At 65.4% G+C, this 23,281-nt stretch carries 27 protein-coding genes; 9 read left to right on the top strand and 18 right to left on the bottom strand.

What is annotated here, in order from left to right; genetic code table 11:
- Positions 1–302 precede the first annotated feature (302 nt).
- The 3 genes from A5789_RS14585 to A5789_RS14575 all read left to right on the top strand — a co-directional run bounded on the left by A5789_RS14585 (position 303) and on the right by A5789_RS14575 (position 2,514).
- Positions 303–1,112, top strand: a complete 810-nt coding sequence (locus A5789_RS14585) for a hypothetical protein (protein ID WP_064906289.1) — start codon at positions 303–305, stop codon at positions 1,110–1,112.
- Positions 1,113–1,337: 225 nt separating this feature from the next.
- Positions 1,338–1,874, top strand: a complete 537-nt coding sequence (locus A5789_RS14580; protein ID WP_064906287.1) for an SRPBCC family protein — start codon at positions 1,338–1,340, stop codon at positions 1,872–1,874.
- Positions 1,875–1,884: 10 nt separating this feature from the next.
- On the top strand, positions 1,885–2,514 hold the full coding sequence (locus A5789_RS14575; protein WP_063017400.1) for a ribonuclease H: 630 nt from the start codon (positions 1,885–1,887) through the stop codon (positions 2,512–2,514).
- Positions 2,515–2,777: 263 nt separating this feature from the next.
- On the opposite strand, the gene A5789_RS14570 is transcribed toward A5789_RS14575, so the two are convergent.
- Complete coding sequence (locus A5789_RS14570) at positions 2,778–3,671, bottom strand: helix-turn-helix domain-containing protein (RefSeq protein ID WP_064927281.1); 894 nt, start codon at positions 3,669–3,671, stop codon at positions 2,778–2,780.
- Positions 3,672–3,800: 129 nt separating this feature from the next.
- Between A5789_RS14570 and A5789_RS38270 the strand changes: the two genes are divergently transcribed.
- Together A5789_RS38270 and A5789_RS14565 are read left to right on the top strand one after the other, a co-directional pair.
- Positions 3,801–3,929, top strand: a complete 129-nt coding sequence (locus tag A5789_RS38270; RefSeq protein WP_255404291.1) for a hypothetical protein — start codon at positions 3,801–3,803, stop codon at positions 3,927–3,929.
- Positions 3,926–4,243, top strand: a complete 318-nt coding sequence (locus tag A5789_RS14565) for a hypothetical protein (RefSeq protein ID WP_231956644.1) — start codon at positions 3,926–3,928, stop codon at positions 4,241–4,243. The genes A5789_RS38270 and A5789_RS14565 overlap by 4 nt, the downstream gene beginning before the upstream one ends.
- Positions 4,244–4,379: 136 nt before the next feature.
- On the opposite strand, the gene A5789_RS14560 is transcribed toward A5789_RS14565, so the two are convergent.
- The 8 genes from A5789_RS14560 to A5789_RS35625 form a co-directional block, all read right to left on the bottom strand.
- Complete coding sequence (locus A5789_RS14560; protein ID WP_197516610.1) at positions 4,380–5,687, bottom strand: phage major capsid protein; 1,308 nt, start codon at positions 5,685–5,687, stop codon at positions 4,380–4,382.
- A gap of 265 nt (positions 5,688–5,952) precedes the next feature.
- Positions 5,953–6,261, bottom strand: a complete 309-nt coding sequence (locus A5789_RS14555) for a hypothetical protein (RefSeq protein WP_156773009.1) — start codon at positions 6,259–6,261, stop codon at positions 5,953–5,955.
- Between the two features lie 384 nt (positions 6,262–6,645).
- Complete coding sequence (locus tag A5789_RS14550) at positions 6,646–7,194, bottom strand: hypothetical protein (protein WP_064927274.1); 549 nt, start codon at positions 7,192–7,194, stop codon at positions 6,646–6,648.
- 160 nt (positions 7,195–7,354) lie between these two features.
- A complete protein-coding gene (locus A5789_RS35630) occupies positions 7,355–8,683 on the bottom strand; it encodes an AAA family ATPase (protein ID WP_082940716.1) in 1,329 nt (442 codons plus the stop codon).
- The gene (locus tag A5789_RS36590; RefSeq protein WP_156773008.1) at positions 8,680–8,943 is read right to left on the bottom strand and encodes a hypothetical protein; all 264 of its coding nucleotides are present in this window, start codon (positions 8,941–8,943) and stop codon (positions 8,680–8,682) included. Before A5789_RS36590 ends, A5789_RS35630 begins: the two co-directional genes overlap by 4 nt.
- On the bottom strand, positions 8,940–9,275 hold the full coding sequence (locus A5789_RS14535; protein WP_064927268.1) for a hypothetical protein: 336 nt from the start codon (positions 9,273–9,275) through the stop codon (positions 8,940–8,942). The genes A5789_RS36590 and A5789_RS14535 overlap by 4 nt, the downstream gene beginning before the upstream one ends.
- A complete protein-coding gene (locus A5789_RS14530) occupies positions 9,272–9,526 on the bottom strand; it encodes a hypothetical protein (RefSeq protein WP_064927266.1) in 255 nt (84 codons plus the stop codon). Before A5789_RS14530 ends, A5789_RS14535 begins: the two co-directional genes overlap by 4 nt.
- Positions 9,527–9,617: 91 nt before the next feature.
- The gene (locus tag A5789_RS35625) at positions 9,618–9,824 is read right to left on the bottom strand and encodes a hypothetical protein (protein ID WP_082940715.1); all 207 of its coding nucleotides are present in this window, start codon (positions 9,822–9,824) and stop codon (positions 9,618–9,620) included.
- 131 nt (positions 9,825–9,955) lie between these two features.
- Between A5789_RS35625 and A5789_RS14525 the strand changes: the two genes are divergently transcribed.
- Together A5789_RS14525 and A5789_RS14520 are read left to right on the top strand one after the other, a co-directional pair.
- Positions 9,956–10,459 carry a helix-turn-helix domain-containing protein gene (locus A5789_RS14525; protein WP_156773007.1) on the top strand — a complete coding sequence of 168 codons (504 nt, stop codon included), beginning with the start codon at positions 9,956–9,958 and terminating at the stop codon, positions 10,457–10,459.
- Positions 10,446–11,546 carry a site-specific integrase gene (locus A5789_RS14520; RefSeq protein ID WP_064927262.1) on the top strand — a complete coding sequence of 367 codons (1,101 nt, stop codon included), beginning with the start codon at positions 10,446–10,448 and terminating at the stop codon, positions 11,544–11,546. The genes A5789_RS14525 and A5789_RS14520 overlap by 14 nt, the downstream gene beginning before the upstream one ends.
- Before the next feature lie 181 nt (positions 11,547–11,727).
- Here A5789_RS14520 and A5789_RS14515 read toward each other — a convergent pair whose 3' ends face one another.
- The 9 genes from A5789_RS14515 to A5789_RS14475 form a co-directional block, all read right to left on the bottom strand.
- A complete protein-coding gene (locus tag A5789_RS14515) occupies positions 11,728–12,618 on the bottom strand; it encodes a hypothetical protein (protein WP_064906263.1) in 891 nt (296 codons plus the stop codon).
- 61 nt (positions 12,619–12,679) lie between these two features.
- Positions 12,680–13,849: an MlaD family protein gene (locus A5789_RS14510; protein ID WP_064906261.1), complete on the bottom strand. Its 1,170-nt coding sequence runs from the start codon at positions 13,847–13,849 to the stop codon at positions 12,680–12,682.
- The gene (locus tag A5789_RS14505; RefSeq protein WP_064906259.1) at positions 13,846–14,940 is read right to left on the bottom strand and encodes an MCE family protein; all 1,095 of its coding nucleotides are present in this window, start codon (positions 14,938–14,940) and stop codon (positions 13,846–13,848) included. The genes A5789_RS14510 and A5789_RS14505 overlap by 4 nt, the downstream gene beginning before the upstream one ends.
- The gene (locus A5789_RS14500) at positions 14,937–16,025 is read right to left on the bottom strand and encodes an MCE family protein (protein ID WP_063017374.1); all 1,089 of its coding nucleotides are present in this window, start codon (positions 16,023–16,025) and stop codon (positions 14,937–14,939) included. The genes A5789_RS14505 and A5789_RS14500 overlap by 4 nt, the downstream gene beginning before the upstream one ends.
- Positions 16,022–17,029: an MCE family protein gene (locus A5789_RS14495; RefSeq protein ID WP_063017376.1), complete on the bottom strand. Its 1,008-nt coding sequence runs from the start codon at positions 17,027–17,029 to the stop codon at positions 16,022–16,024. The genes A5789_RS14500 and A5789_RS14495 overlap by 4 nt, the downstream gene beginning before the upstream one ends.
- Entirely contained in the window at positions 17,026–18,057 is a 1,032-nt protein-coding gene (locus A5789_RS14490; RefSeq protein WP_064906258.1) for an MCE family protein, read from the bottom strand. The genes A5789_RS14495 and A5789_RS14490 overlap by 4 nt, the downstream gene beginning before the upstream one ends.
- Positions 18,057–19,559 (bottom strand): MlaD family protein, encoded by a 1,503-nt coding sequence (locus A5789_RS14485; protein ID WP_064906256.1) that lies wholly within the window; start codon positions 19,557–19,559, stop codon positions 18,057–18,059. Before A5789_RS14485 ends, A5789_RS14490 begins: the two co-directional genes overlap by 1 nt.
- Before the next feature lie 10 nt (positions 19,560–19,569).
- The gene (locus tag A5789_RS14480; RefSeq protein ID WP_030514081.1) at positions 19,570–20,433 is read right to left on the bottom strand and encodes an ABC transporter permease; all 864 of its coding nucleotides are present in this window, start codon (positions 20,431–20,433) and stop codon (positions 19,570–19,572) included.
- Between the two features lie 4 nt (positions 20,434–20,437).
- Entirely contained in the window at positions 20,438–21,256 is an 819-nt protein-coding gene (locus tag A5789_RS14475) for an ABC transporter permease (protein ID WP_030514080.1), read from the bottom strand.
- Between the two features lie 541 nt (positions 21,257–21,797).
- On the opposite strand from A5789_RS14475, the gene A5789_RS14470 reads away from it, so the two are divergent.
- Together A5789_RS14470 and A5789_RS14465 are read left to right on the top strand one after the other, a co-directional pair.
- Positions 21,798–22,469, top strand: a complete 672-nt coding sequence (locus A5789_RS14470) for a hypothetical protein (RefSeq protein WP_064906254.1) — start codon at positions 21,798–21,800, stop codon at positions 22,467–22,469.
- Between the two features lie 172 nt (positions 22,470–22,641).
- Positions 22,642–23,154 (top strand): DUF6764 family protein, encoded by a 513-nt coding sequence (locus A5789_RS14465; protein ID WP_227463104.1) that lies wholly within the window; start codon positions 22,642–22,644, stop codon positions 23,152–23,154.
- Positions 23,155–23,281 lie beyond the last annotated feature (127 nt).

Genomic DNA, 23,281 nt, shown 5'->3' with positions numbered 1-23,281 from the left:
CCGACCGGACGCCGTTGGCCGGAGGACTTCGAGATCGCAGCTCGAAGTTGACGCTCGCCAGCTTTCTCGGGTTACCCGGCGTCGATCCGGCGCAAACCTTCGCACCGCTCGGTGGCCGGCGGCGTACCGGCACCGACCGACTGGGGTGAACAGCGGTTTTCACGCCGCTACGCCCGCTGTTGTGATCTTGACCGCAGGCCTCGGAATCCCTTGCGCCAGGCAGTAACCTGGACGTGCGTACGACTTTCAACGGTGCGGGTCGGCCACGAGGGGAACCAGGGGAGAGGGAAGGACGCACCGCTATGGCTCAGTCCGCGCAGTCCCGGTCCACCGGCCAAATTCTGCAATACACCGCTGTCGTGCTCGCCGGAATGGCGAGTATCGGCCTGACCGTCGCCGCCGGAACCTATGTCGTCAACCAGATCGGCGGCGCGGGCCTACCGGCCGTCATCGGCTCCGGCGAGCGAGGCGACACGCTCGTCCCGGCGCCCGACACCCGCCAATCCGACACGTCGTCGAACACCGGCCCGGCCACCACCGGTTCGTGGGAGGCGGCCGCGGCCTCACGCCGCCTGCCCGCCTTCGCGGCCGACGCCGCGGCGACGCCGGCACGTCTCGTGCCCGAATCGGCGGACCGCTCACCGAATACCGAAACATCCTCGGCGACAACCGGTCCCGGCGGCGTCGGGGGCCGCCTGAACCTCACCGGCGAAACCTACGTCGGGGCGAATCTGTCCAGGACACAACAGCATTCGTTCGCCGTCACCGTCGACACGAATGTGCCGTCGGCACTGGGCGCGAACGGCTCCCCGGATCAGCGGCCGGGCGCCGCGCCGAATGCGGTGACCGAATTCCGTACCGACGTCGACGTGCACAGTGGTGAGTTCAGCGTCGCGATGAGCGATCCGCTCCTTGGCCGCCACGACGTTCAGGTCCAGCGGCACGCGCGGCCGGCTCCAATGCCGTCGCACCATCCACAGCAGATCCCCGCGGACCCGGCCGGCACCGATTCGACGGAACCGACGGTGGGCCCGGCGACCACGGCGGCAGCCGGTTCACCCACCGCGGCAGCCGGGTTGACCACAGCGCCACCGGATTCCACGCTGGCATAGCGTTTCGACACCCTCCCGGCCGGGTACCGTCAAGGTGCCTGGCCGGTTGTCGTCTGTGCCCGCTCCCGTCGAGCACACTCGAAACGTACTGGTCGTTTGCCGCATTTGTCCTTGTCAGCGGTTATCCGCCACTCGACGTGCGGAGCGCACGTTATTCCCCGGTAACCGTTTAATAAAAAGGAATTCTGTAGTACTTTTGTGGCAAGCGTGGAACAGGGAGGGCCTATGGGCCACATCAGGTACGCGAGCGACGTCGGGGCTCCGGTGGAGGTCGCATTCACGTACACCGACAACCATCTGTTCGTCCCGGATTGGATGTTCGGCATCGCAGCGTTCGAACCGGTCGGCGAGGCCGGCCACGGACCGGGTGCGGTCTACGCGGCGACGTTCCGGCTCGGGCTGTGGCATCCCACGGTCGACTGTGAGATCACCGAATACCGCCGCAACGCGGTCATCGGGTACACCCTGCGCAGGCGCCGGCCGGGGAAGGTGGCGCCTGCGCAGGACCCCGCCGCGTCGTCGCAGGACCTCGAACCCGCACCCGCGCTCGCCACACTGACGCTGCGATTCGATCCGCTCGGCTACGGCCGGTCGGTGCTGACCTCGGAGGCCGACTATTCGCCGGCGCGCGGCTGGCTGGCCCGTCCGGCCGCCAAGGCCATCGATGCGCTGGCCCAGGCGGCGGTGCGGCGCAGCGAAACGCAATTGCGCAGGGAAATCGAAGAATTCCACGGCACGGATCTTGTCGGCCGGATTGCGTAGGGTACCGGTCATGATCATCGTGAGCACCGACGGATCCTGCCTGCGCAATCCCGGCGGCGCCATCGGCTGGGCGTGGGTCAATCATCAGGGCAGTTCGGCCAGCGCCGGCGCGGCCTCCGGCACCAACCAGGTGGCGGAGCTACGCGCGGTTCTGGAGGCGATTCGGGCGCATCCCGGTCCCGAACCGCTGTTCATCGAGAGCGATTCGCTGTACGCGATCAAATGCGCGTCGGAATGGCTACCGAGCTGGCGGCTCAACGGCTGGCGCACCGCCACCGGCAGCGCGGTGAAGAATGTGGAGCTCGTCCAGTGGATCGATCACGCGATCGCCACTCGCCCGGGGCCGGTGCGGTTCCGCTGGGTGCGCGGGCACGTGGGCAACTACTACAACGAACAGGCCGACAAGCTCGCCGGTGAGGCCGCCCGCGCCGCCGCGGGCCGGGCCGATGCGACGCCGAACGGTATCGACGATCTCCCGCCGTTGCCGACCGCGGTGCGGCCCCCCGCCGCAGTCACCGAGACGATGTCCGACACCGCCGCGACGACGCCGCTGACGGTCGTCGTCACCGACAAGCCGGCGTCCCGGCCCAAACGCGGCCGCGCGACAGCCGAAACCGCGGACGCCCTCACCCTTTTCTGACCGGGCACGCGTCAGACCACCTGAATGGCTTCCGGCGGTGGTGGGTCGGCCCACCGCCGGAGGCGCCCGGTCCAGGGCATATAGGGGCTGATCTGCGGATATTCAAATTCTGACATCACTCTGGATCACGCAAAATCACGCCGAATCTCGCTGTGTTGTGCCCAAAATGTGCCCACAGGGCCAGTACTGAAGCGGTCGGCGAGATTGCGGGATCCCGCAAAGTCGCAGGTCGATCAGTTTGTCGGCGCCGACAAGATGATGCGCTACATGGGGATCTCGTCGCGGAGTCCGGGAGCTACCTGGGCAAGCATTGTGTTCAGCCAGTCTGTGCCCCGATGGGCGTCCGGCATCTCTGCCAATCCGCGCGTAGCCTCGTCGACCCCGTCGTCCTGGCGGCCCATACAGCTGAGAACCAAGCCACGCTGCACCGCGAGGAAGCCGGGGGTGTACCAGTACCCACCCGGGGGGAGTTCGTTGCTCTCCGGCGGATCTGGGGCCAGTTCTTTTGCGGCGGCGCGGCGTTCACCGAGTCGCGCCAGCAATTCGGCCCGCCAGTACCGATCAAACGCTCGAATCGCTGGGTGTACACCGTCCTCGGCGAGGGACGCATCGGCGAGCGCCAGGGCCTTGCGCAGGTCTCCGTCATGCCGCGCGGTGAGCGACCGGAACGAGAGTGCGTGTGCCCGCTGCGGTCCGTCCTGCGCCAGCTCGGCGGCATCCTGTAGCACCTTGTCTGCGAGTGCCCGCCGGCCGATCGCGTGCTCGAGCCAACCCCGGTAGCGTGCCACCTCGGAGGCCAGCGTGAAGTCCAGACTTCGCGCGATGCTGTCGAGTCCGCGCACCACGGGAGCCACCGCACCCGCGCCCAATCGGTCCTCGAGGCGACGGGTGCGCGCCAGGATATCGGCAACGTCGCTCACGCCCGCGGAGGCGGAGTCGGCGGCCGCGGTGGCGAGCTTGCCGACTACCGGGTCGGCGCCGAGTACCCGCCGATATGCCTCAGCCACGCCGGGAGGGACCGGCCGGTGCCCGGTCTCGATCTGCGATAGATAGGAAGCGCTGAAGTGGGTTCGGGCTGCCATCTGGCGTAGACCTACATCGGCGATGACGCGGAGCTCGCGTAGGAGAGGCCCCGTCACTTCCCGTTCTGCGAACATGTGCAAACGCTAACCCCGTTCCATCACGTTGAGGTCTCGAGCAGCCTAAATAGTGGTCCCGGCGCCGGGGTGTGCCCCGAAACCTTCGGCGCCGGTGACCCTTCCAACGGACAGCGAGGGGTGCGCGTGATGGTGATTCTTGCTCTGCTCGGCGTGGCGCTGGTCGTACTCACGGGCGCACTGCTATTCGTCCCGCCCCGCGGTTCTGCGGCGATCACCGAAAAACCTGCCCCTCAGCGCCAGGACGAGCGCCCGTGAGAAACGGCGTCATGATCGCGCTCGGCTACGTACACCCGGAATCGCAAGCGCTGGATTGGGATTTGGCGCAAGTTCGCCGGTTGGCAAGGCATCTCGGCTACGTACTCGTATGGCCGCCGGAAGACAGCAGGATCCCGCTTGCCGACCAGGCGCGCGCGGCCGATGCCGATGCGGTGATCACGCCCTCAACCGATCACATCGGCATTCTCACGCTGCACGCGGTGATGTGCGTCTGCGACGTCGAAACCGTCACTCCGCGGCTGTCGTTCGCGCGCTGGCCGGTCGAATCGAAGCCTTCTCAGGGGCAACCCTGAAAAAGGGGACGTTTCGGCGAACCTTCGCGGCGCCACGAACGTTTCCCGGCGCCGGGAAGTGGATGTAAACGACAGCGGCCACACCGACCCGAAATCCGGTGTGGCCGCTGCCAACTTCTAACCCACGGGTATGACCTTACAGGTTGGTGATTAGGCAGATAGCCTTCGGCCGCATCACGCCGTACGCCAGACGAGTCCGCGCACGGAACGTCACGTAATCGTGCGAGAAGTTGTCGACCGGGCTACCCGACACGTACGAGCTGCCGTACATCGTCGATTCGATCACCAGCGCTTCCCGGATGAATCCCAGAATCGCGGCGTCGCTGTTCATCAGAATGCCCGTGCCGGCAGTGAGCTTGGTCGAGATCGCCACCCGGATACCGAACAGGCTCCACACCTCCTGCTCGGTCGGAACCGGATTCAGCAGGTACCGGCCATAACCGTCCTTGAGCTGCCGAATCGCCTCCCAGTCCGAAGGATTCAGGATCAGCAGATTCGGGTCAACGAAGGCAGGCCCCGTGCGCAACGCGTTCGCCGCGAGCAGGACAGCGTCAATCGCCGTGGTGCCAGACGCGTCGGCGGAATGGTCGTGCGTCAGCGTGCCCGTCTGGCTCTCGATACCCAGCATGTTGGGGGCCGTGCCGTTACCTGCGATGATTTGGCTGTTGATCGCATCCGTCATCGCCCGCTGCAATTCCTGGTTGATGTACTGCGTAATCCAGGACGCATCCGACAGGAGCTCGTAGGAAGCGCTCGCCAGAGCGGTGATCTTCGTCGGTGCCACGGTATGCGGCGTCCACGTCATGCCGAGATCGGTCATCAACCCGCCCTCAGCCGTGGCGGCCGGAGCACCGACATTCGAGTCATGCGAGTAGTACTCGATCGAAGGTCCGGTAACCGCAGTGCTGTTGAACAGGTCCCACACGTTCGTCGGGTCATACGGCAGATTCCGAGTCAATCCGGGCTGCAACAGTGACGGCAGGCCGAACCCGTTTTCCACGTTCGGGTTCTTGGTTACGACGCCGTCTTGGAAGGTCCCGCCGGCGCTCTTGAGGGGCACCTCGAACCGGAAATTCTGGCGGCTCTTGGCGGCCGCAATCATCTGCTTGAACGCGGTCTCCGGAATCTCCCCGATGCTCGGCAACCGAACCAGGGACTTGCGGGACATGCTGGCGAGAGTGGACATAGGGGTGTCTCCGGTGCTCGGGTGGGGCAGGTGGACGGTGTCGGTTACCGATATGTCGTCGGCTGCGCCGCGCATCTTCGCGGCGAATGCCTGGGTCTGTTGGTAGCGGCGCATCTCGGCGGTATGCGCATTCATGCGGGGCGCCAGGGCCTCGAGCATCGCTTGCTTCTGCACCCCGGTAAGGGAGGCGTCGGTCTCAATGCTCTTGATCTGCGCTGCGATCTCGTTCGCACGCGCAACGAGCTGTTGGCGATTCACAGTGATCTCCTGAATGCCGCGCCCGCGGACGGACAGCACAAGGCGCGGAGGGTAGACGGAATGACGCGCACGGTAGAAACGGCGCGAAGAGGAGATGCGACCATCAGCGGCCTACTAAGCGGGCGGGCGGCTCACCGGGGTTTCGGCGGTTCCCTCAGCGGGGCCATACGGCGCGGCATGGGAACGGGCTACTAAGCGGGTGGCCGACCCGCCGGGTGTTCGGCGGGTGATCAATCAGCGAATTCAGTTGTTGTCCGTAGAAGAATTATGACACGTCACGCAGAGCGAAGTGAAACTGTGCGGCCTCGCGCAACCGATCCGCCGCCGCGGTCACAGCCTTCGAATCCTCGGGCACGCAATGCACGAATAGATCCACGGCCGCGCGGCCTACTTCGACCACCGACGACAGCGAGGGATCGGGCGAGTCGACATATTCGGCGGCCGCCATACCCGCCAGGATCACGATCCGGTTCTGCGCCGCGAGGGACGGCGGAAATTCACGCGAATTGACCACCGCCATCAGCTGATCAATCAGACTTTCGGCCACCCACGAACTAATCGAGGGCTCACTCATCGTCGTCTCCGTTCGCCTCGAGCAGTACCTTCAACCGCGCCTCCATCTCGGCTATCACCTGGTCCCGGCGCGGGCTGTGGTTCCCGTTCAGGGCGTCTGTCCATCGGCCCTGCTCGAATTTCAACAGCAGAGAGTCGAGGCGTCGAATTTCACGCTGTGCAGCGCGTTTACAGCCCATCGAGCACCACACCCGGGGGCGCCCCGGAGCATCTTCGAGGACTCGGTTGCACTTCCGGCAGTTTCCGGCCACTTCGAACCTACTTTCGTCGCAAAAAACACTGTTTCGATTTACTGGGGGCGTGCGTCTTGGCCTAGCCCGACGGTTTTTTTCTGATTTGGCCGCAGATTCGATCGGCCCCCTTCTTCCCCCTCCGCGTCCCCTGCTCAGGGTTCCGCGCCGGGGATCGCGGGGAAGGTGTCGGGATCCACGACGATGACGTCGGTTCGGTACATGCGGCTCAGTAGTTCGGCGTGTTCGGCGGCCGGTGTGTAGATCGGATGGCCGGGGATCGCGCGGATGAACGCGACGGATAGGCAGTTGTGCCGTGTGAGGTTGTGTTCGGTGTCGTAGGTTTGGGCGCGGCCTGCGGCTTCGACGCGGACGAGTGCCGGCGAATTGGTGAGCATCCAGCAGTTCTGGGCCTTGGCCGCTGCGGCGACTGTGGCTGAGGTGCGTTGCCAGTACTCGGTGAGCGTGGCCAGGTCGCGCACTATGCGGTATCCGCAACTGCATCCGGCGTGCGGTGGCGAGGTGTGCAAGTACTGATGCACGACGCAGCGCGCCCGTGGGCTCCACGATCGTTGGGGCAGGCACCATTGCAGGTACGGGTATTCGCCGAAGAACTCGATTGCCTCTATTCGCCAGCCGGTGACGGGGGTGGCGAGGTCGAATGGTTCGTTGTAGGGCTTTCCCCACGGCGATTCCGGCGTCATAGTGGGCTCTCCAATTCTGGGCGGTCGGTGGGGCAGGGTGCGCGGTGTACCCGTCTCCGTGCTCCCTGCTCCCTGGTGTCTTCTGCTCCCTGCTGCACCCCGTCTGACCTCACAGGGAGCGCAGGGAGCGCAGGGAGCGCTGTGTACGGACAGGGGGTGCTCACTGCTCCCTGCTCCCTATGTCGGCGGGCAGGCTCCAGAACCACGGCCCGGGGTTCATCGGCCGCTCAGCTTTCGCACCGACGCGCTTCTTCGCGCGCTTGATCTGGTCCTTGCTGAATCCGTTTGCGTCGGCGGCGCGGTAGATCTCGTTCGCTTGCTGACTGCCTTGCCCGAGGAAGTCTCGGAGCCAGTCGTCTACTTCGTTGCGGTCCTCGGTGCCGTCGCCGTTCTCGGCGGCCGCGGAATCGGCGTAGAAGTCTCGGGCCGATTGCTGTGCGTCTCCGATCCACACCAATCGCGGGACGGTGCCGTCGCTGACGTCGGTGGCGTCGAAGAACGGGACCGACTCGATCCGGAACCGTGATGCTGGTACCGGTGCGGTCAGATTCGTTTTCTCCGGGCCGATTACAAGAACGCCGTCCTCGTCCGGGTCCGGCTGCGCGAGAATCGTCATGCGCGCTTTCTTGCGGATCTCACCGGACAGCCCGTACGCGTTTCTGACGTTGCCGCCGCGTTCGCGGTTGGTGTGACCGGTCAACAGCACCGATACCCCTGTGCGGGTGGCGAGTTCCTTCCATGGGTGCAAGGCCCGGCGGGCGTGCTGGGGATCCTTGACCGACAGGCTTCCGGGCAGGGTGTCCGCCCACGCATCGACCACAACGAGGGTCGCTTCTTCGCACGCATCCAGAACGATGTCCATATCCCGCGGGAAGCTTGGTGCGCCGGAGCCGTCACGCTCGGCGCAGATCACCCGCACGTAATCGAGGTCCGCGCCGGCAACCTCGAGGCGCGGCCGCGCGACAGTCGACCAGTCGTCCTCGGTGAGCACCAGGACAACCACGCTCGGCTCACGCATGGGAATCCCGAAGCCAGGGAAAGGTTTTCCAGTCGTCAGCAGCGAGACGAGCCAGATTGTCCATAGCGACTTGCCGATACCCTCGGGGCCGAGCATGTAGCAGGCGGCCGCGAGCGGTAGGCGGTTGGCTGCCAGCCAGTCGATTTGGCGCCCGGCCTCGAGGTCCTTGGCTCGCCACACGCGGGGTCGCAGGAATTCTTCGACCCCTTCGTCTTCTTCTTCGGCGTCGTCCGTGACGTCCCCAGGGCCGCCGTACAGCTGTTCGCCCTCGAACTGCCGAGCGGCTTGAGGACCGTAGACCTTGCTGTATTCGACAAAGCACTGAGGACAGCCGGGCTTGTAAGAGCCGTGAACCTCGCAGTGTGGAGGTAGCGGCACCCCGAAGGGGGCCGACAAGTTATCGGCCCCCTCGGCGTCCGCGTGCCTGGCAACCACTCGCTTCACGTCGTCGGCCCCGCGAATCTCACTCATGCAGCGGCCCCTCCTCTCTCGTGGATTTGCTCCGCGAGCTCGCGATCGGCGCCGCCGCGCTGCCAGAGGAGTTCAAGGACTTCACGCGGAACGATCGGGCAAACCCCATCGCTCGCAATGTGATTGACCGCGCTCGACCACGCCGAAAGCTGATGGGTGCTGAGGTCCAATTCGCGGACCGTTCGCGGCCACGGGTCACCGCCGGGCAGGCGACGAGCGGCGGCCGCACGGCGGTGCAACTGTTCGTTGATCGCGCTCACCGCACACCCCCCGCGAGGCAGTACCTTCCGGCGCTCTCGCAGCGTTCCGCGGCGCCTTCCGGGTCACGCACAATCACGTCGACAACCCAGCCGAGACGGGGGTGATGCACCCAGCAACCGAGTACGCCGCGTCCGTGCATCCACACCTGAACAGCTGCGGCGGTCAGTCGCTCGAGGTGGGCGGCGGAAGCATCCCGGCGAGGAATGACCTCCACGTCCTCTCGCTGAACGAGAGTGCCGATGTTGACCCACTCGCCATCGCGTGCGATGTCGCCGATGGGATCGGCCACCCGGACACCGACGATGTCCAGCGGGGCAGTTCCGGTGCTCACTGGTCCTCCCGCGAGGAGAAGAGTTCGGCGAAGCCGATGCCCAGCGCCATCCCGAGCATTACGGTCTCGTTCAGGTAGAGACCGCGATGTCCGCAGAGTGAGGCGGCGAGGTCGTGGACGTCCATGTTGGCGGCCTTGGCGAGGTCGACAAGCGACATGTCGGAGTGCTGCGTGGCGCGCAGGATGCGACCGGTGATGAGCCGGGTGTAGTTCCCGATGCTGGGTTGGGCCGGGTTTGTTACCGTGTTCATGAGACCTTCTTCAGTTGCGAGGTAGGGGTTTCGATCGACCCGGGAGCGGTGGGCGCCGCTGCCGGGTCGCTTTCGTCTTCGGACTTGCGCATCAGGCGGCCCCCGAACAGGTGATGGTGTTTGCGCGTTCAAACGCGAGCACGCTGGACAGCGGATAGAGCACATTCCGGCCTGCCCTGATGTAGTCGGGGCCTTTGCCGAGGTACCGCCACTGGCGCAGCGTCCCGACGCTCGGCCGGCCTCCCCATCGGTCGCTTAGTTCCGAGGCGGTCAGTCTCGAGTCGACCTCTTCTGCCACTTCCTTCTCCTATCAAAGTTTGACAGTCGGATGTCATACAACGACTATCCAGTTACAACGAAAGCACGTTCGATCCCGTACTGTCAATGTCGGTCTATGAACCGTCAAACTTTGCCGGTACTCTGCCAGTCATGGCAGGCAAGGAACCCGAGTACGGACCTACGGCAACGGCGGTCGCGGAGAACGTCGCCCGACTCAGGGGCGAGCTGAACATGAGCTACACAGACGTGTCCGACCGCATGAGAGAAGGGGGCTGGTCGCTCTCGCCGGTGGCTATCCGACGCATCGAAAACAAGCAGCGCAAGGTGTCGCCTGATGACCTGACCGCACTGGCGATCGCATTGCGAGTCACGCCGCCCGCCTTGCTGATGCCCGACACCGAAACCAGCAGGGACACAGTGGAATTGACCGGCATGGTTCTCGGGGAGAAGGGTGCAGGCGCACCGGCTATTGCGGTCTGGCAGTGGCTCCGCTCTGAGCAGGTCCTCTTTTCAGACGCCCCGAGCGATGCATCAATGTTGGGCCAGGCGGTAACTCTTCTGCGATCGGCACCGAAGTGGGAGCGCGCTGCGCTGAATGAGCAGTTTGCCGCTCAAGTTGCCGCAAGCCGGGGGGCATCCGATGGCAACCGTTGAGGGGTACGAAACGAAGTCTGGCAAGCGTTGGATGGTCCGCTACCGGATGCCCAGCGGTCGGCAGACGAAGAAGCGCGGGTTTCGGCGGAAGCTCGACGCCGAACGGTTCAGCGCCACGGTCGAGGTCCAGAAGATGTCCGGTGACTACGTGGCGCCGTCGCTTGGCCGAGTGACGATTGCCGAGCTGGCGCCGAGCTGGCTCGAGCACAAGAAGTCCAGCGTGGCGAAGTCGAACTATCGGACCATCGAATCGGGCTGGCGGATCCACGTGCAACTACGCTGGGGTTCCGTGCGGATCGCCGATATCGACTTGGTCGACGTCGAGGACTGGATTTCGGAGCTACGGACCGCAGAACTCTCGACAACGATGATCATCCGTTTGCATGGGATTCTGGCCGGGATTCTGGACGGCGCGGTGAAGGCGAAGCGGCTTCGGTCGAATCCGGCGCGCGGCGTCGATAATCTTCCGAGCAAGACGTCGAAGCGCCGCATCTATCTCACTGCCGGCGACGTGATGAAGCTTGCCGACGAGGCGGGACGGCATCGCGTCTTGGTGCTGGTGTTGGCCTATACCGGGGTGAGGTGGGGTGAGGCGATCGCGTTGCGCGTGAGGGACGTCGATTTCCTGCGCCGCCGGTTGGCCGTGCACTCCAATGCCGTGCAGATGGGTGTTGAGCACGAGGAAGGGCCGACGAAGGGGCGCGTGGCGCGATCGGTACCGGTGGCGAAATTCGTGCTCGAGGAACTCTCGGTGCAGTGCAAGGGTCGCGGCCGCGACGATCTGGTGTTCGGCAATGGCACCGACTACCTACCGCGCCCGAAGTCATCCGATGGGTGGTTCATCGGCGCAGTGAAACGATCTGGGGTGCAACGGATTACGCCGCACGACTTGCGCCACACCTGCGCGAGTCTGGCTGTGTCCACGGGCGCGAACGTTCTCGCGCTGGCGCGGATGCTTGGGCACACGAATCCGGCGCTCACGCTCAAGACGTATGCGGACCTGTTCGATACCGACTTGGACGCGGTCGCCGAGAACATCCACAACGCCTACGGGCAGGGTGCCCAAAATGTGCCCACAACCGGGTAAATACCCTGTCTGAGCTGGGATCCCCGGTGGTGGGTCGGCCCACCGCCGGAGGCGCCCGGTTGCTGCACCTCGGCCGCCCGGACCCTGCCGTGTCCACCACCGCCGGAACTCCCGCCGGACGAGTTCCGGCCCCGCGACGGAAACTGTCGCGGGGCCGGAAAGTGTTGTGCTGTAACCGGATTCAGTTACCCGGCTGCGGAGCCGGTGCGGGCTGCGCCCCGCCGTTGGCCTGCGGGCTGGTACCCGGGGCCGCCTGCGGCGCACCCGGAGCCGGACCGGACGGGCCCATTCCCTTGGTGACCGGCGAGTCGAACTTCGCGACCAGCCACTTACCGTCGTGCTTCTCCATCTGGGCGACGCCCGGGATGGTCAGCTTGTCCGGCTGCGGGACTGCCTGGTTGGTCTGCTCCTGGGTGATCACCAGCACCACGTTGGCCTGGCTGTCGTTGCCGGACTCCCACGCGCAGTGGATCTCGTCCAGCTTCGACTTGGCCTGCACGCTGACCATGGCCTGCTTCAGCGTGTCCGAGGCGCCGCTGAAGAACTTGCCCCACTCACCCGTCGAGAGGTCGTTGACGCTCTTGAAGTAGGCGTCGAGATCCTTCGAGTCGTAGCTGGCCACGGCCTTGCCGAAATCGCACGCCGCCTTGGTCGAGTCATCTCGTGCGGAGAGCTGATCCTCGCGATTGTCGGCCTTCAGATAGAAGACCACCACCGCGGTGACCGCGGCCACCAGCAGCACACCGGCGGCGAAGGCCGCAACGATCGGAACCCACGGAGTGCTCTTCCCGGAGGCAGGGGCGCTCGCCGGCGCCGGGGCCGCCGACTCGACGGCCGGCGCATCGGCCGAGGTCGGGCCCGCGGTCCGGAGCTTCACCGTTTCGTCCGCGTCGGCGGCCTTCGCGGCGTCGGCGGCCTTCGCGGTATCGGCACCCTTGGCGGCAGCAACCGACGAGTCCGACTCGAACTTGACCGTTGCGTCCGCGGCGGTGCTGTCTTGCGCCGCGTCGACCTTCTCGGTCGACTCGGCATCGTTGTTCGCCTTGTCCTTGGCGGTGTCGTCATCGGACATGAATCGATCTGTCACCTTCCCGGCATGTGGAAACCACGCCGTATGTTTCGGGCCACTCTACTTACCGCACCGGCTTCGGGGTCCGAGCGTTCGGATCGGCACCCGACGGCATCTGCGCTCCGTTGTTCGGAACGTCGGGCCGCGGCGCGTTCGCCGAACCACGAATCTGCTGGTCCGGAGGTGCGTTGGTGCAATAGTTGTACTTCGGGAACGTCCCGTCGGTCGCGACATACGGTGCGACCGGCGCGTGCGAGTACTGGCAGAACGGGCGCGGCCAGATATCGAGGATCGTATAGAACTCTCCGTCGTGGGCCGGCACCCCCATCGCCGAACTGCCGACGACCAGCGACGGGAACAGCGCCCGCAGTGCCGGCAGCCGCAGCTGCGCCGCCTTGGTGACGGCCACGAAGTTGGTCGCGAGGCTGGTGATCGGATCGGTGGTCTCGTCCAGCGTGGCGCCCAGCGACTTCATCTGCGCCGGGGCCTGGTCCAGCACCTTGCGCAGTTCGTCGTTGGCGTTGTTGAACTGGGTGAACAGCGTCGACGAGTTCTGCGTCAGGGTGCTCAGATCGGGCTGCGCGTTCGACGTAGTGGACGCGATGGTGCGCAGGTTGGTGAGCAGGTTGGTGGTCTGCGGCAGCAGATTGTCCAGACCGGCTGTCACCAGGCTCAGCGCATCGACCATGTCCCGCAGCTGATCCGGTCCGCCGCTGAGCGCGGTGTCGAATTCGGTGAGGATGGTGCTGAACCGGTCCGGGTCGATCTGGTCGAAGAACCCGCTGGCGTTCTCCAGCACCGCCGACACCGGCGTCGGGGTCTGCACCTTCTGCGGGTCGAACGGGATCACCGAACCGTCGGTGAGGTACGGACCCTTGTCGCTTTCGGGCTGGAAGTCGATGTACTGCTCACCGGCGGCCGAGAGGGCGTGCACGACGACCTGCGTGGCCTTCGGAATCTTGTACCGGGTGTCGATCTGGGCCTCGGCCGCGATCGAGGCGCCGCGATTCGCCAGCTTGATCGAATTCACCTTGCCGATGCGGAATCCGCGCAGCGTGACATCGTTGCCCGGCTGCAGGCCGCCGGAGCGGTCGAGCGCGACCGTGACCGTATAGGTGCTGCGCAGCGGATTGATCCGCATCACGTTCACCGCCAGGTACGTCGCGCCCACGACGAAGGCGATCACCAGTCCGATCGTGGACAGCAGCAGTTTGTGTCGCAGCAGCCAGCTCATCGGTGGCCCCCTGTCACTCGGCCGTAGACGATCTGCAGCACCTGGATCAGACTGCCCGCCATGTCCTGCAGATCGCGCAGATCCCAGAACTTGCTGTGCGGTGGGTCGGTGAGCAGGCCGATGTCGAGCTGGGTCAGAGTCGCGGCGACGGCGAGGGTGTTGCCCTTGAACGAGGCGTCGACCTTCGGCCGGATCTCGTGCAGTGCGTCCAGCGCCGGACCCAGGTCGTTGCCGGCTCGCGACAGCGCGTCCATCAGCCTGTGCACGTTCTCGAGCAGACTGGCCAGCTGATCGTGGCTGGTATCGGCGTAATCGCCGAGCGCCGCGCTGGTGGTGGAGATCTTGCCGAGCAGATCACCGATCTGCTTGTTGTTCTCCGCGATGGCGCCGATCATCTGCGGCAGCGAATCCGCCACCTGACCCAGCTGGTCGTGATTGGCCTCGATGGTGTTGGTCAGCGCGTCGAAGCCGTTGAGCGTGCTGTCGATGCGCTCGCTGTTGGCGTGCAGCGTGGTGACCACACTCGTCATCTGCTTGATCAGGCTCGCGAGCTGATCGGGCCGGCCGCCGACGATCGAATCCAGTTCCGAGGTCAGCTTGGTCAGCGCGGCCACGCCGCCGCCGTTGAACAGCATCGACACCGAGAGCAGCAACTCCTCGACGGTGGCGCCGGCCGAGGTGTGGTCGATGCCGATGGTGTCGCCGTCCTTCAGCATCGGCGTGGTCTCGTCGGACTTCGGCTTCGACAGCGCCACGAACACATCGCCCAGCGGAGTGGCCTGGCGCAGTTCGGCGGTGGAATCGCGCGGCAGCGTGATGTCCTTGCGGACGTTCATGTCGACGATGGCCTGATAGTTCTTGGTCGCGATGTGGGTGACCACACCGACATCGGAACCACCGATCTTGACCTTGGCCTGATCGGGCAGGTTGAGCGCGTTGGCGAAGATCGCGTGCAGGGTATAGGTCTCACCGGACTGCCCCGGTTTGGGCAGCGGCAGACTCTCCACGGTCAGACCGCAGCCGGAGGCCGCCACGGCCGCCGAGACGCCGAGTGCCAGCCAGGTGCGCCGCAGGCGCGTCGATACCGTCATTTCGTCAGTCCCAACAGTGCGGCGGACAACCCGAGGTCGGGTCCGAAATCCTCGATCTTGCCGGTCCGGCAGCCGTCGGCCCTCATCTGAATGCGTTCACAGAACAGGCTGACGATCTCGCCGGACAGTGCGGTGCCGAGCACCGCGTGCAGGCGGACGAAGCCGCGGTTGCGGTCCATCGAACGGTCCAGGTTCTGCAGCAGCAGCGGCGCCACGTCGACGGTCTCGACCACGCCGGCCGCGTTCTGCCGCAGCTGGTCGGTGACCTTGGTGAGCCCGGTGAGGCTCTCCGACAACTGGCTCTGGTACTGGCTGAACACGCCGCTGGTGTTGGCCAGGAAGTCGTTGAGCTGATCCAGCGTGGCCTGCAGACCGGGCGCCTGCTCGGCCAGCAACGACGACATCTGGGTGACCTTGTTGCTGAACTCGCGCACCGACTGGTCGTTGTCGGCCAGCATCGAGGTCAGCTCGTTGAGCTTGATGATGATGGTCGAGATGGCGTCCTTGTTGTCGACGCCGACCTTCAACGCCCCCGACAGCGCGTTGAGCGTGTCGCGGATCCGCTCACCCTGGCCGTTGACCATGTCGTAGAGCAGCGTGCCCGACAGCGGTCCCTGGCTCTGGCCGGGCGCCGGCTTCAGCGCGGCGGTGAACTGGTCGATGGTTTTGATCATCGTGTCCAGTTCGACCGGGGTGCGGGTCTGCTGCACCGTGAGGTGCGTGTTGTCCGGCAGCTTGGGGCCGCCGGTGTAGCGCGGGGTCAGCTCGATGTGCCGATTGGTCACGATCGAGGGCGACACGATCGCCGCTGTCACATTCTTCGGGATGTCCACGTCGTGGTTCACCGTCATGTGCACCTCGACGAACTCACCCTTGGGGATGATCTTGTCGACCTTGCCGACCTCGAGCCCCAGCACGGTGATCGGATTGCCCTCGAAAACGCCGGCGATATTGCGGAAATCAGCGGTGATGTGGGTCGACCCGCCCACCGCGTTCTGCACCGATCCGCAGCTGCCGGCCACCAGTACGGCCGCGCCGATCGCGACCGTCTTGGTGGCGCGGGCCAGCCATTTGTTCAGGATCATCCCTGGCACCCCTCGATCACTCGCGCGAAGCACAACCAGTTGTCCGGGAACAGCCACGGCACACCGACCTCACCGTAGGGGCCGTTGCCGAACACATTGTTGAACTGCCGCAGCGACGCGGGCATGATCGTCAACAGTTTGTCCAGGTTGTCCTTGTTCTTCTGCAGACCCTGGGCCATGGTGTTCAGCTGTTCGATCGTCGGGCCGAGCTGGTTGTTGTTCTCCGCGCCGATCTGCTGCAGTTGCTTGGTCAGGGTCGCGGTGTTGTTCAGCAGTTGCTTGAGCAGCTCCTGGCGTTCCATCACCCGGCCGGCGATGGCCTCGCCCTGGGTGATCACCAGCAGCAGGCTGTTGCGGTTGTCGCCGAGGATCTTGGTGACCTTGTCCAGATCCTTGAGCAGACCGTCGACCTGGTCGCGCCGATCGTTGATGGTCTTGGCGAGCGCGCCGACGCTGTCGAGCGCCTGCGCGGTCAGCTGCGGCGAACCGTCGATCTGGTCGCCGAGCACCTTCAGCGATTCGGCCAGCTTCTCGGTGTCGAGCGCCTCGAACTTCGGGGTGCCGATCTGCACCACGTCGGCCAGGTCGTAGGGCACCTTGGTGTTGGACTTGTGAATCCGGTTGCCCGGCAAGCCCTTACCGTTGCCCGGGTCGAGATCGACGTAGCGCGCACCCAGCAGCGTGGCCATCTTGATGGAGGCACGGGTATCGGGGCCGAGCTTCACGTCGTTGTTCACGTGCAGGGTGATCAGCACGTGGTCACCCTCGAGTTTCGCTCCGGCCACCGTGCCGACCGGCACACCGGCGACGTTCACCTTGTCACCGGTCTGGACGCCGGCCGTCTGCACGAATTCCGCCTGCACGTCCTTGGTGCCGACGCCCAGTTTCTTGTAACTGCTGGACACCACGAGCAGCACCACGATGAGAACGGCGCCGATGACGCCGAGCCAGAAGAAGCGGTTGCTCTGGAAACGATTCCTGATTCGCGTACCGAAGGTCGTCATGGGCGGCACACCGCCGAGTGGTTGGGTCCGCCGATCTGGCTGACCAGACCTCGCGGCAACAGCACCCCGTACAGCGAGACGTCCAGCGTGCACAGATACGCCTTGGAGTAGGCGCCGTCGGAGGTGAACTTACCGACGTTCGCGAGGATGCCGGGCAGGTCGATCGCGGCCTGGTCCAGCTTGGAGCCGTTGTTGATCAGCATGGTCAGCGCCGCGGTGCTCGAGTTCTGCGCGGCCGCGATCTTCGGCTGCACCTGATCGACCATGTTCACCAGAGAGGAAGTGGCATTCGCGATCTGGACGGTCGAAGCCTGCAGAGATTGTCCCTGCTCGTAGAGCCCGCCGATCAGCGCGCGGGTCTGGGTCACCAGTGTCTCCAATTCATCACCTCGTTTCGCCAGTCCCGACATCACGCCCGACAGTTTGGTGATCACGTCGGCCAGGATGACGTCGCGTCGCTGGAAGTCACCGGCCAGCGCGGCGGCCTGGGTGATGAACGAGCTCAGCGAAACACCGTCGCCCTGCAGCGCCTGGATGAAGGTGTTGGTCAGGTCGTTGACCTGCTGGGGTTGCAGGGTTTCGAACAGCGGCTGAAAACCGTTGAGCAGACCCGAGATATCGAACGAGGGCTCGGTGCGCTCGACCGGGATGGTCGCGTTGTTGCGCAACGCCGAATTGTCGCCCTTGTTGCCCGGCGTCAGCGCCACATAGCGCTGGCCGATCAGATTCTGGTACCGGACAAGGGCTTTGGTGTTGCCGTACACGGTCTGATCGCTCTGCACGATGAACGACACCTTGGCCTGGTGCTGTCCTTCGACCTCGATGTCGGTGACCTTGCCGACGCGCACGCCGGCCATCCGGACGTCGTCGCCCTCCCGTAGGCCCAGCACATCGGTGAAGATCGCCGAATAGCTGTGGGTGGAACCGTTCACGGTGCGCGCCAGCGTATTCCAGATGACCACGGTCACCAGGATCGAGACGAGGGCGAAGATACCGAACCCGATCAGCGGTTTGCGAATTCCTCTCATCAGCTGGCACCGCTTTCGGAAACTTGCAAGGTTCCACCCCTCAGGATCGAGCTCAGCAGCAGATATTCGGCAGTCGTCGGATCCCGGCCGAGCAGCGCGCTCATCGCGTCACGTCCGGTGTAGTAGGCGATCGGCCCCGCAGTGGGCTTCTGCCCGTCCGACGCCGGAGCAGCGGCCGGAGCCGGCTGCGGCGCGGGGGCCGCGGGCGCACCCGGCAGGCCCGGCAGCTGCGGGAACAGACCCTCCAACGGAGTTCCGGCGAACGGGTTGCCCGGCTTGGGCGCCTGCTGCGGAGCTGCCGTCTGCGCGGTGTCACCGGTCGTGACGCCCGGAATGGCGGGCAGGCCCGGCATCGGCGGCAGCTTCGGCAGTCCCTGCGACGCGTCCAGCGTGCGCGGCTTCAGCGCCGGTGTCGGCGGGCCGATATCGGAGACCACCGGGGCGGTGCCACAGCTCGGCCCCGCCATGTCGCCGTAGCGCGGGCAGTCGGACCGGTCGTACGGCTTGTACGGCGTGAGGGTAAAGCCCAAGTTCCAGATCATCTGCTGCTGCGGACCCCAGTGGAACGTGGTGCTCAGCTTGCGGACCGACGCGTTCAGGTTCGCGATGGCCTGCGGGATCGCGTCGGGGTCCTCGGTGAGCGCCCCGAACATGTCGCCGGTGCCCGAGGTCAGCTGCTTACCGACGTCGGGGTTGCGGGCGAACAGGTTGTTGACCTTGTCGATGGTCGCCGAGGTGCCGGTGATGAGGCCGGCCAGCTCGCTGCGCTTGTCGGCGATGGTCTGCGCGGTCTTCACCGATTCCGACAGCGTCGTCATCAGATCCGGCGCGGACTGGTTGAGCGCGTGGAACGAGGCGGAGAAATCGTTCAGCGTGCCTTCCGGATCCGGCACCGCGGCGCGGACCTGGGTGAACCAGTTGTTCAGCCGCTCGACGGTGGAGCCGGGTACCCGGCCGCTGCCGTCCAGCGCATAGGACAGGGTGCTCAGCACCCGGCCCAGCTGCATGGGGTCGATCTTGTTCAGGATCGTGCGGACCGTGGTGAGCGTGTCCTGCAGCGCGATGGTGCCCTGGCTGTGGTCCTCGGCGATCTGCGAGCCGGCCTTCAGCGAGGCGTTGTCGGGACCGTTGTAGACCAGTTCGACCGAGGTGACGGCGAACAGGTTGCTGGGGACCACGCGAGCGGTGACGTTGGCCGGGATATCGGAGATGTAGTCCGGCTTCATATTGATGTGCACCTGCTGCAGCTCGCCCTTGGCGGCCACCGACACATCCTTGACCGCTCCGACCAGCACGCCGCGGAACTTCACGTCGGCCTGGGCGGGCAGGCCGTCGCCGGTGGTGGTCAGATTGGCGGTGACCTCCACCTTCGGATTGAGAATGTAGCCCTTGTAGCGGGCCATCAGCAGCGTCAGCGCGGCGGCGATGACGACGATTCCGCAGACGCCCGCGATGAGCAGCTGCCGCATCGTCGGTCCGCGGCCACTCGGATCGATGATCATATTCAGGCCCCTATCCCGAGATCCTGATGCCCGGGTTCACGCCCCAGATGGCCAGCGTCATGAACAGGTCGGCGAAGACGACCGCGATGATGCAGAGCTTGATCGCCCGGCCCGCGGCCACACCGACGCCCTCGGGACCACCCGAGGCGAAGAAGCCGTAGTAGCACTGGATGAAGGTCGTGATCGCCACGAAGAGAATGGCTTTCAGCAACGACCACAGCACGTCGTGCGGTACCAGGAATTGATAGAAGTAGTGCTGGAAGGTGCCCGAGGCCGTGCCACCGATGAACCCGACCGTGATGGAACACGACAGGTAGGCGACCGGCAGCGCCAGGCAGTACAGCGGCACGATCGCGATCATCGCCGCGATCATCCGGGTGCTGACCAGATAGGGCAGCGGCCGGATCGCCTGCGACTCCAGCGCGTCGATCTCCTCGGCGATGCGCATCGAACCCAACTGGGCGGTGAAGCGGCAGCCCGCCTGTGCGGCGAATGCGAGGGTGGCGAGCATGGGCCCGAGCTCACGGGTGGTCGCGAAGGCGGAAATCGCACCGGTCAGCGGGCTCAAGCCGAGCAGATTCAGCGAGGTGTAGCCCTGGATGGCGACGGTCATACCGCCGAAGGCACTGAGGATCAGAACCACGCCGATGGTGCCACCACCGACGATCAGGCTGCCGTTACCCCAGGTGACGTCCGAAAGCAGCCGCCAGACTTCCTTCGGATAGTGCTTGAGCGCCAACGGCATCGAGCCGATCGAGCGCAGGAAGAAGAAGACCTGGTGACCGACCCGCGCGAGCCAGTCCCGCGGGGCGCCGGCGGAGCTGCGGATCCGCTGCAGGGGCCGCAGTAGCGGCGGAACATAAGTTGACGACACCGGCTCAAACCATCTGTGGGGGGAACAGGGCGTTGTAGATCTGCGTGATGATCAGATTCGTGCCGAACAGCATCAGCGCGGACAGCACCACGGCGGTGTTGACCGAGTTCGCGACACCGCCCGGGCCGCCGCGAGTGTTCAAGCCCGAATCACACGCGATGATCGCGGCCAGCAGGCCGAAGATCAGCGATTTGATCAACGCCACCAGCAAATCGCTGGTCACCGCGAACGACGCGAATGTGCCGATATAGGAGCCGGGTGTGCCGTTCTGGGCGAAGATGTTGAAGATGTAGCCGGTCAGGAAGCCGACGAAGATCACGAAGCCGCACAGCAGCACCGACACCAGCATGGCAGCGCCGAGCCGGGGGGCCACCAGTCGGCGCATCGGGTCGACACCCATGACCTTCATGGCGTCGATCTCCTCGCGGATGGTGCGGGAGCCGAGGTCGGCGCAGATGGCCGAGCCGACGGCGCCGGCGATCATCAGCGAGGTGACCAGCGGCGCACCCTGCTGAATGATGCCCAGCCCGTTGGCCGCGCCGATGAAGGACGTGGCGCCGACCTGCTGCGCGACCGAACCGACCTGAATGGAGACGATGACGCCGATCGGAATTGCGACCAGCAAGGTGGGGGCCGCTGCGACGCTGGCCATGAATGCGCACTGCCGCACGAATTCACCGAACGGGAAGCGACGACGGAAGATGGCGACGAACAGTTCCGCGACTGCCGAGAAGCCCATCGTGATCTGTCGACCGAAGGTCTCGAGAGACCGCTTGGGATGATCCTGCCAGTACGCCTTCGTCCAGTCCGCCGCGGCACTCATTCTCGATGGTGAACTAATTGCCCCCGACCCGTCCGGACCGTTGGTGACTTGCACTGGCTACCCCTCTCGACGCCGGTTACCCGCCCCGACGACTGTTTCGCTTGAGGCACCTTACTACGGAGTTAGGAAAAACACACCACAAAGTGTGGCTGTGGTCATAGACCCAGATCACGTTGGTTCCGGACCTGTGATCGGGCGCACCCGACTGGTATCGATCACAAAGAAGACGACCATTTCCTAGAACACGTTCTAGTTTACTGATCGAATGTCCAACTCGAGATCCGATACCTGTTTTATCGGATTAAAATTCTCGTTATTAAGATTTGCCCCGAATACTGACGAAAGCCTATAGCGAGTACCCGCGAAACAGCGGTCGTCGTGAGCAGGTGTCGCATCTCGTCGGCCTCGCACGTGTCGTCACGCGGCCACGGCATCGATCCAGCAAACTGCATGCGCATACCGGGCGCGTTCGGGCCCGACAACTGCAAGGATGTAGTACGACAAGGCTGATATCGTGCGGACTTCCGACGTCTGGAGGGAAATGTTCAACAAACTCGTCAGGGCGGCTCATGCCGCCTTCGCCGTAGCTCTGGGCGCAGCGCTGCTCGGGACGGGCTCGGGGGTCGCGCAAGCCGGTCCCGGATCGCCGGTGATCGGCGGCGGCTCCGGCATCATCATCGACAACCAGTTCGAGTGCACCGTCACGACTATCGGGCACGACGCCGGTGGCCGCCTGGTCGGCCTGACCGCCGGTCACTGCGGCGAGGCGGGTTCCAAGGTGTGGTCCGAACAGGACCGCGGCGCGGGCGTGATCGGACATTTCGTCTATTCCAACCACGACCTGGACTATGCGGTCATCCAGTTCGATCCGGGTCACGTCACTCCGGTCAATCGCATCGGCAATGTGACGATCACCGGGATCGGGGCCCCGGCCCAGTTCCCCAGCATCATCTGCAAGGAAGGCCGGACCACCGGTAACACCTGTGGCCTGGCCTTCGGCGACGTCTTCCAGACCGACGAGACGTGGGCCGAGATGTGTGTCGTCGAGGGCGACTCCGGCGCCCCCGTCGTCATCGGCACCACTCTGGTCGGCATGGTGAACGCCTATCTGGCGGTGGCCTGCTTCGGGCCCGAGGTCGGCACCAACATGTCGGCGATCGTCAACGACATGAATGCGCACGGTGGCGCCGGGGCGGGCTTCGCGCCGATCTGATCGGCGGCACGACGACCCTTGTAACGGGCGCCGATTCGGGTATCACACCGGAGTCGCCGCCCGTTTTCCGTGCCCGGGGCGGGGTCGGCCGCGCGGCGCGGATCGGGTCGGCCGCCGCGGGGTGCGGTTATGGTGAGGGCTGCCGGCCCGAAAGGAGCACTCCGTGAAGGTGATGAGCGCGATTACAGGATGGGCCGTCGCGGCCGGGGCCGCGGTGTGCTGGGCCACCGGCACCGCCTCGGCAACCGCCGTGCACTGCGATGCCGACCGCAACCGCGATATGACGATCGTCGCCGGTGCCACGGCGTGCCGGGCGATGGGCGACGATTCCGGGCACGCGCGGTCGGCGGGAATCGATGGCGTCGGCTATGCCAAGGCAACCGCCGGTGCGGTCGCCCTCGGCCTGGGCGCCGGCGGCGGGATCGGGGCCAGTGAGGGCGCCGCCGGACTGCCGGTCGCGGTCGGTATGGGCCCCGACGCCTTCGCCTTCACCTCCCTCGCCGCGGAGGATGTACCCGGCCGGATCGGACTCTCCTTCGCGATGAACGGCTCGCAGGCGCAGGTGGTCTCGGGTGAGCGCAGCACGGTCTGTCTCGGCTCGGCGGCGCTGGCATGGGATTCCCGAACGGGCGCGCTCTGTCTCGCGACGCCGATCGGGATGTGGCAGGTCCCCGCCGTACACTGAGCACGAGTCCCGGGCTGTCCTACCCTGGCGGGTAGGGGTAACGACGCCGCGGCATGCGGCGGCAGGAGGTCGACACACGGTGGATTCGGCACGATCGGAGCAGGCAGCCGAGGCGGAAGCGGCGCGG

The sequence above is a fragment of the Nocardia sp. 852002-51101_SCH5132738 genome, from assembly GCF_001665695.1.
Classification (GTDB): domain Bacteria; phylum Actinomycetota; class Actinomycetes; order Mycobacteriales; family Mycobacteriaceae; genus Nocardia; species Nocardia nova.
Note: the sequence above shows the minus strand (reverse complement) of the source record. Positions and strands in the feature narration are given on the sequence as shown.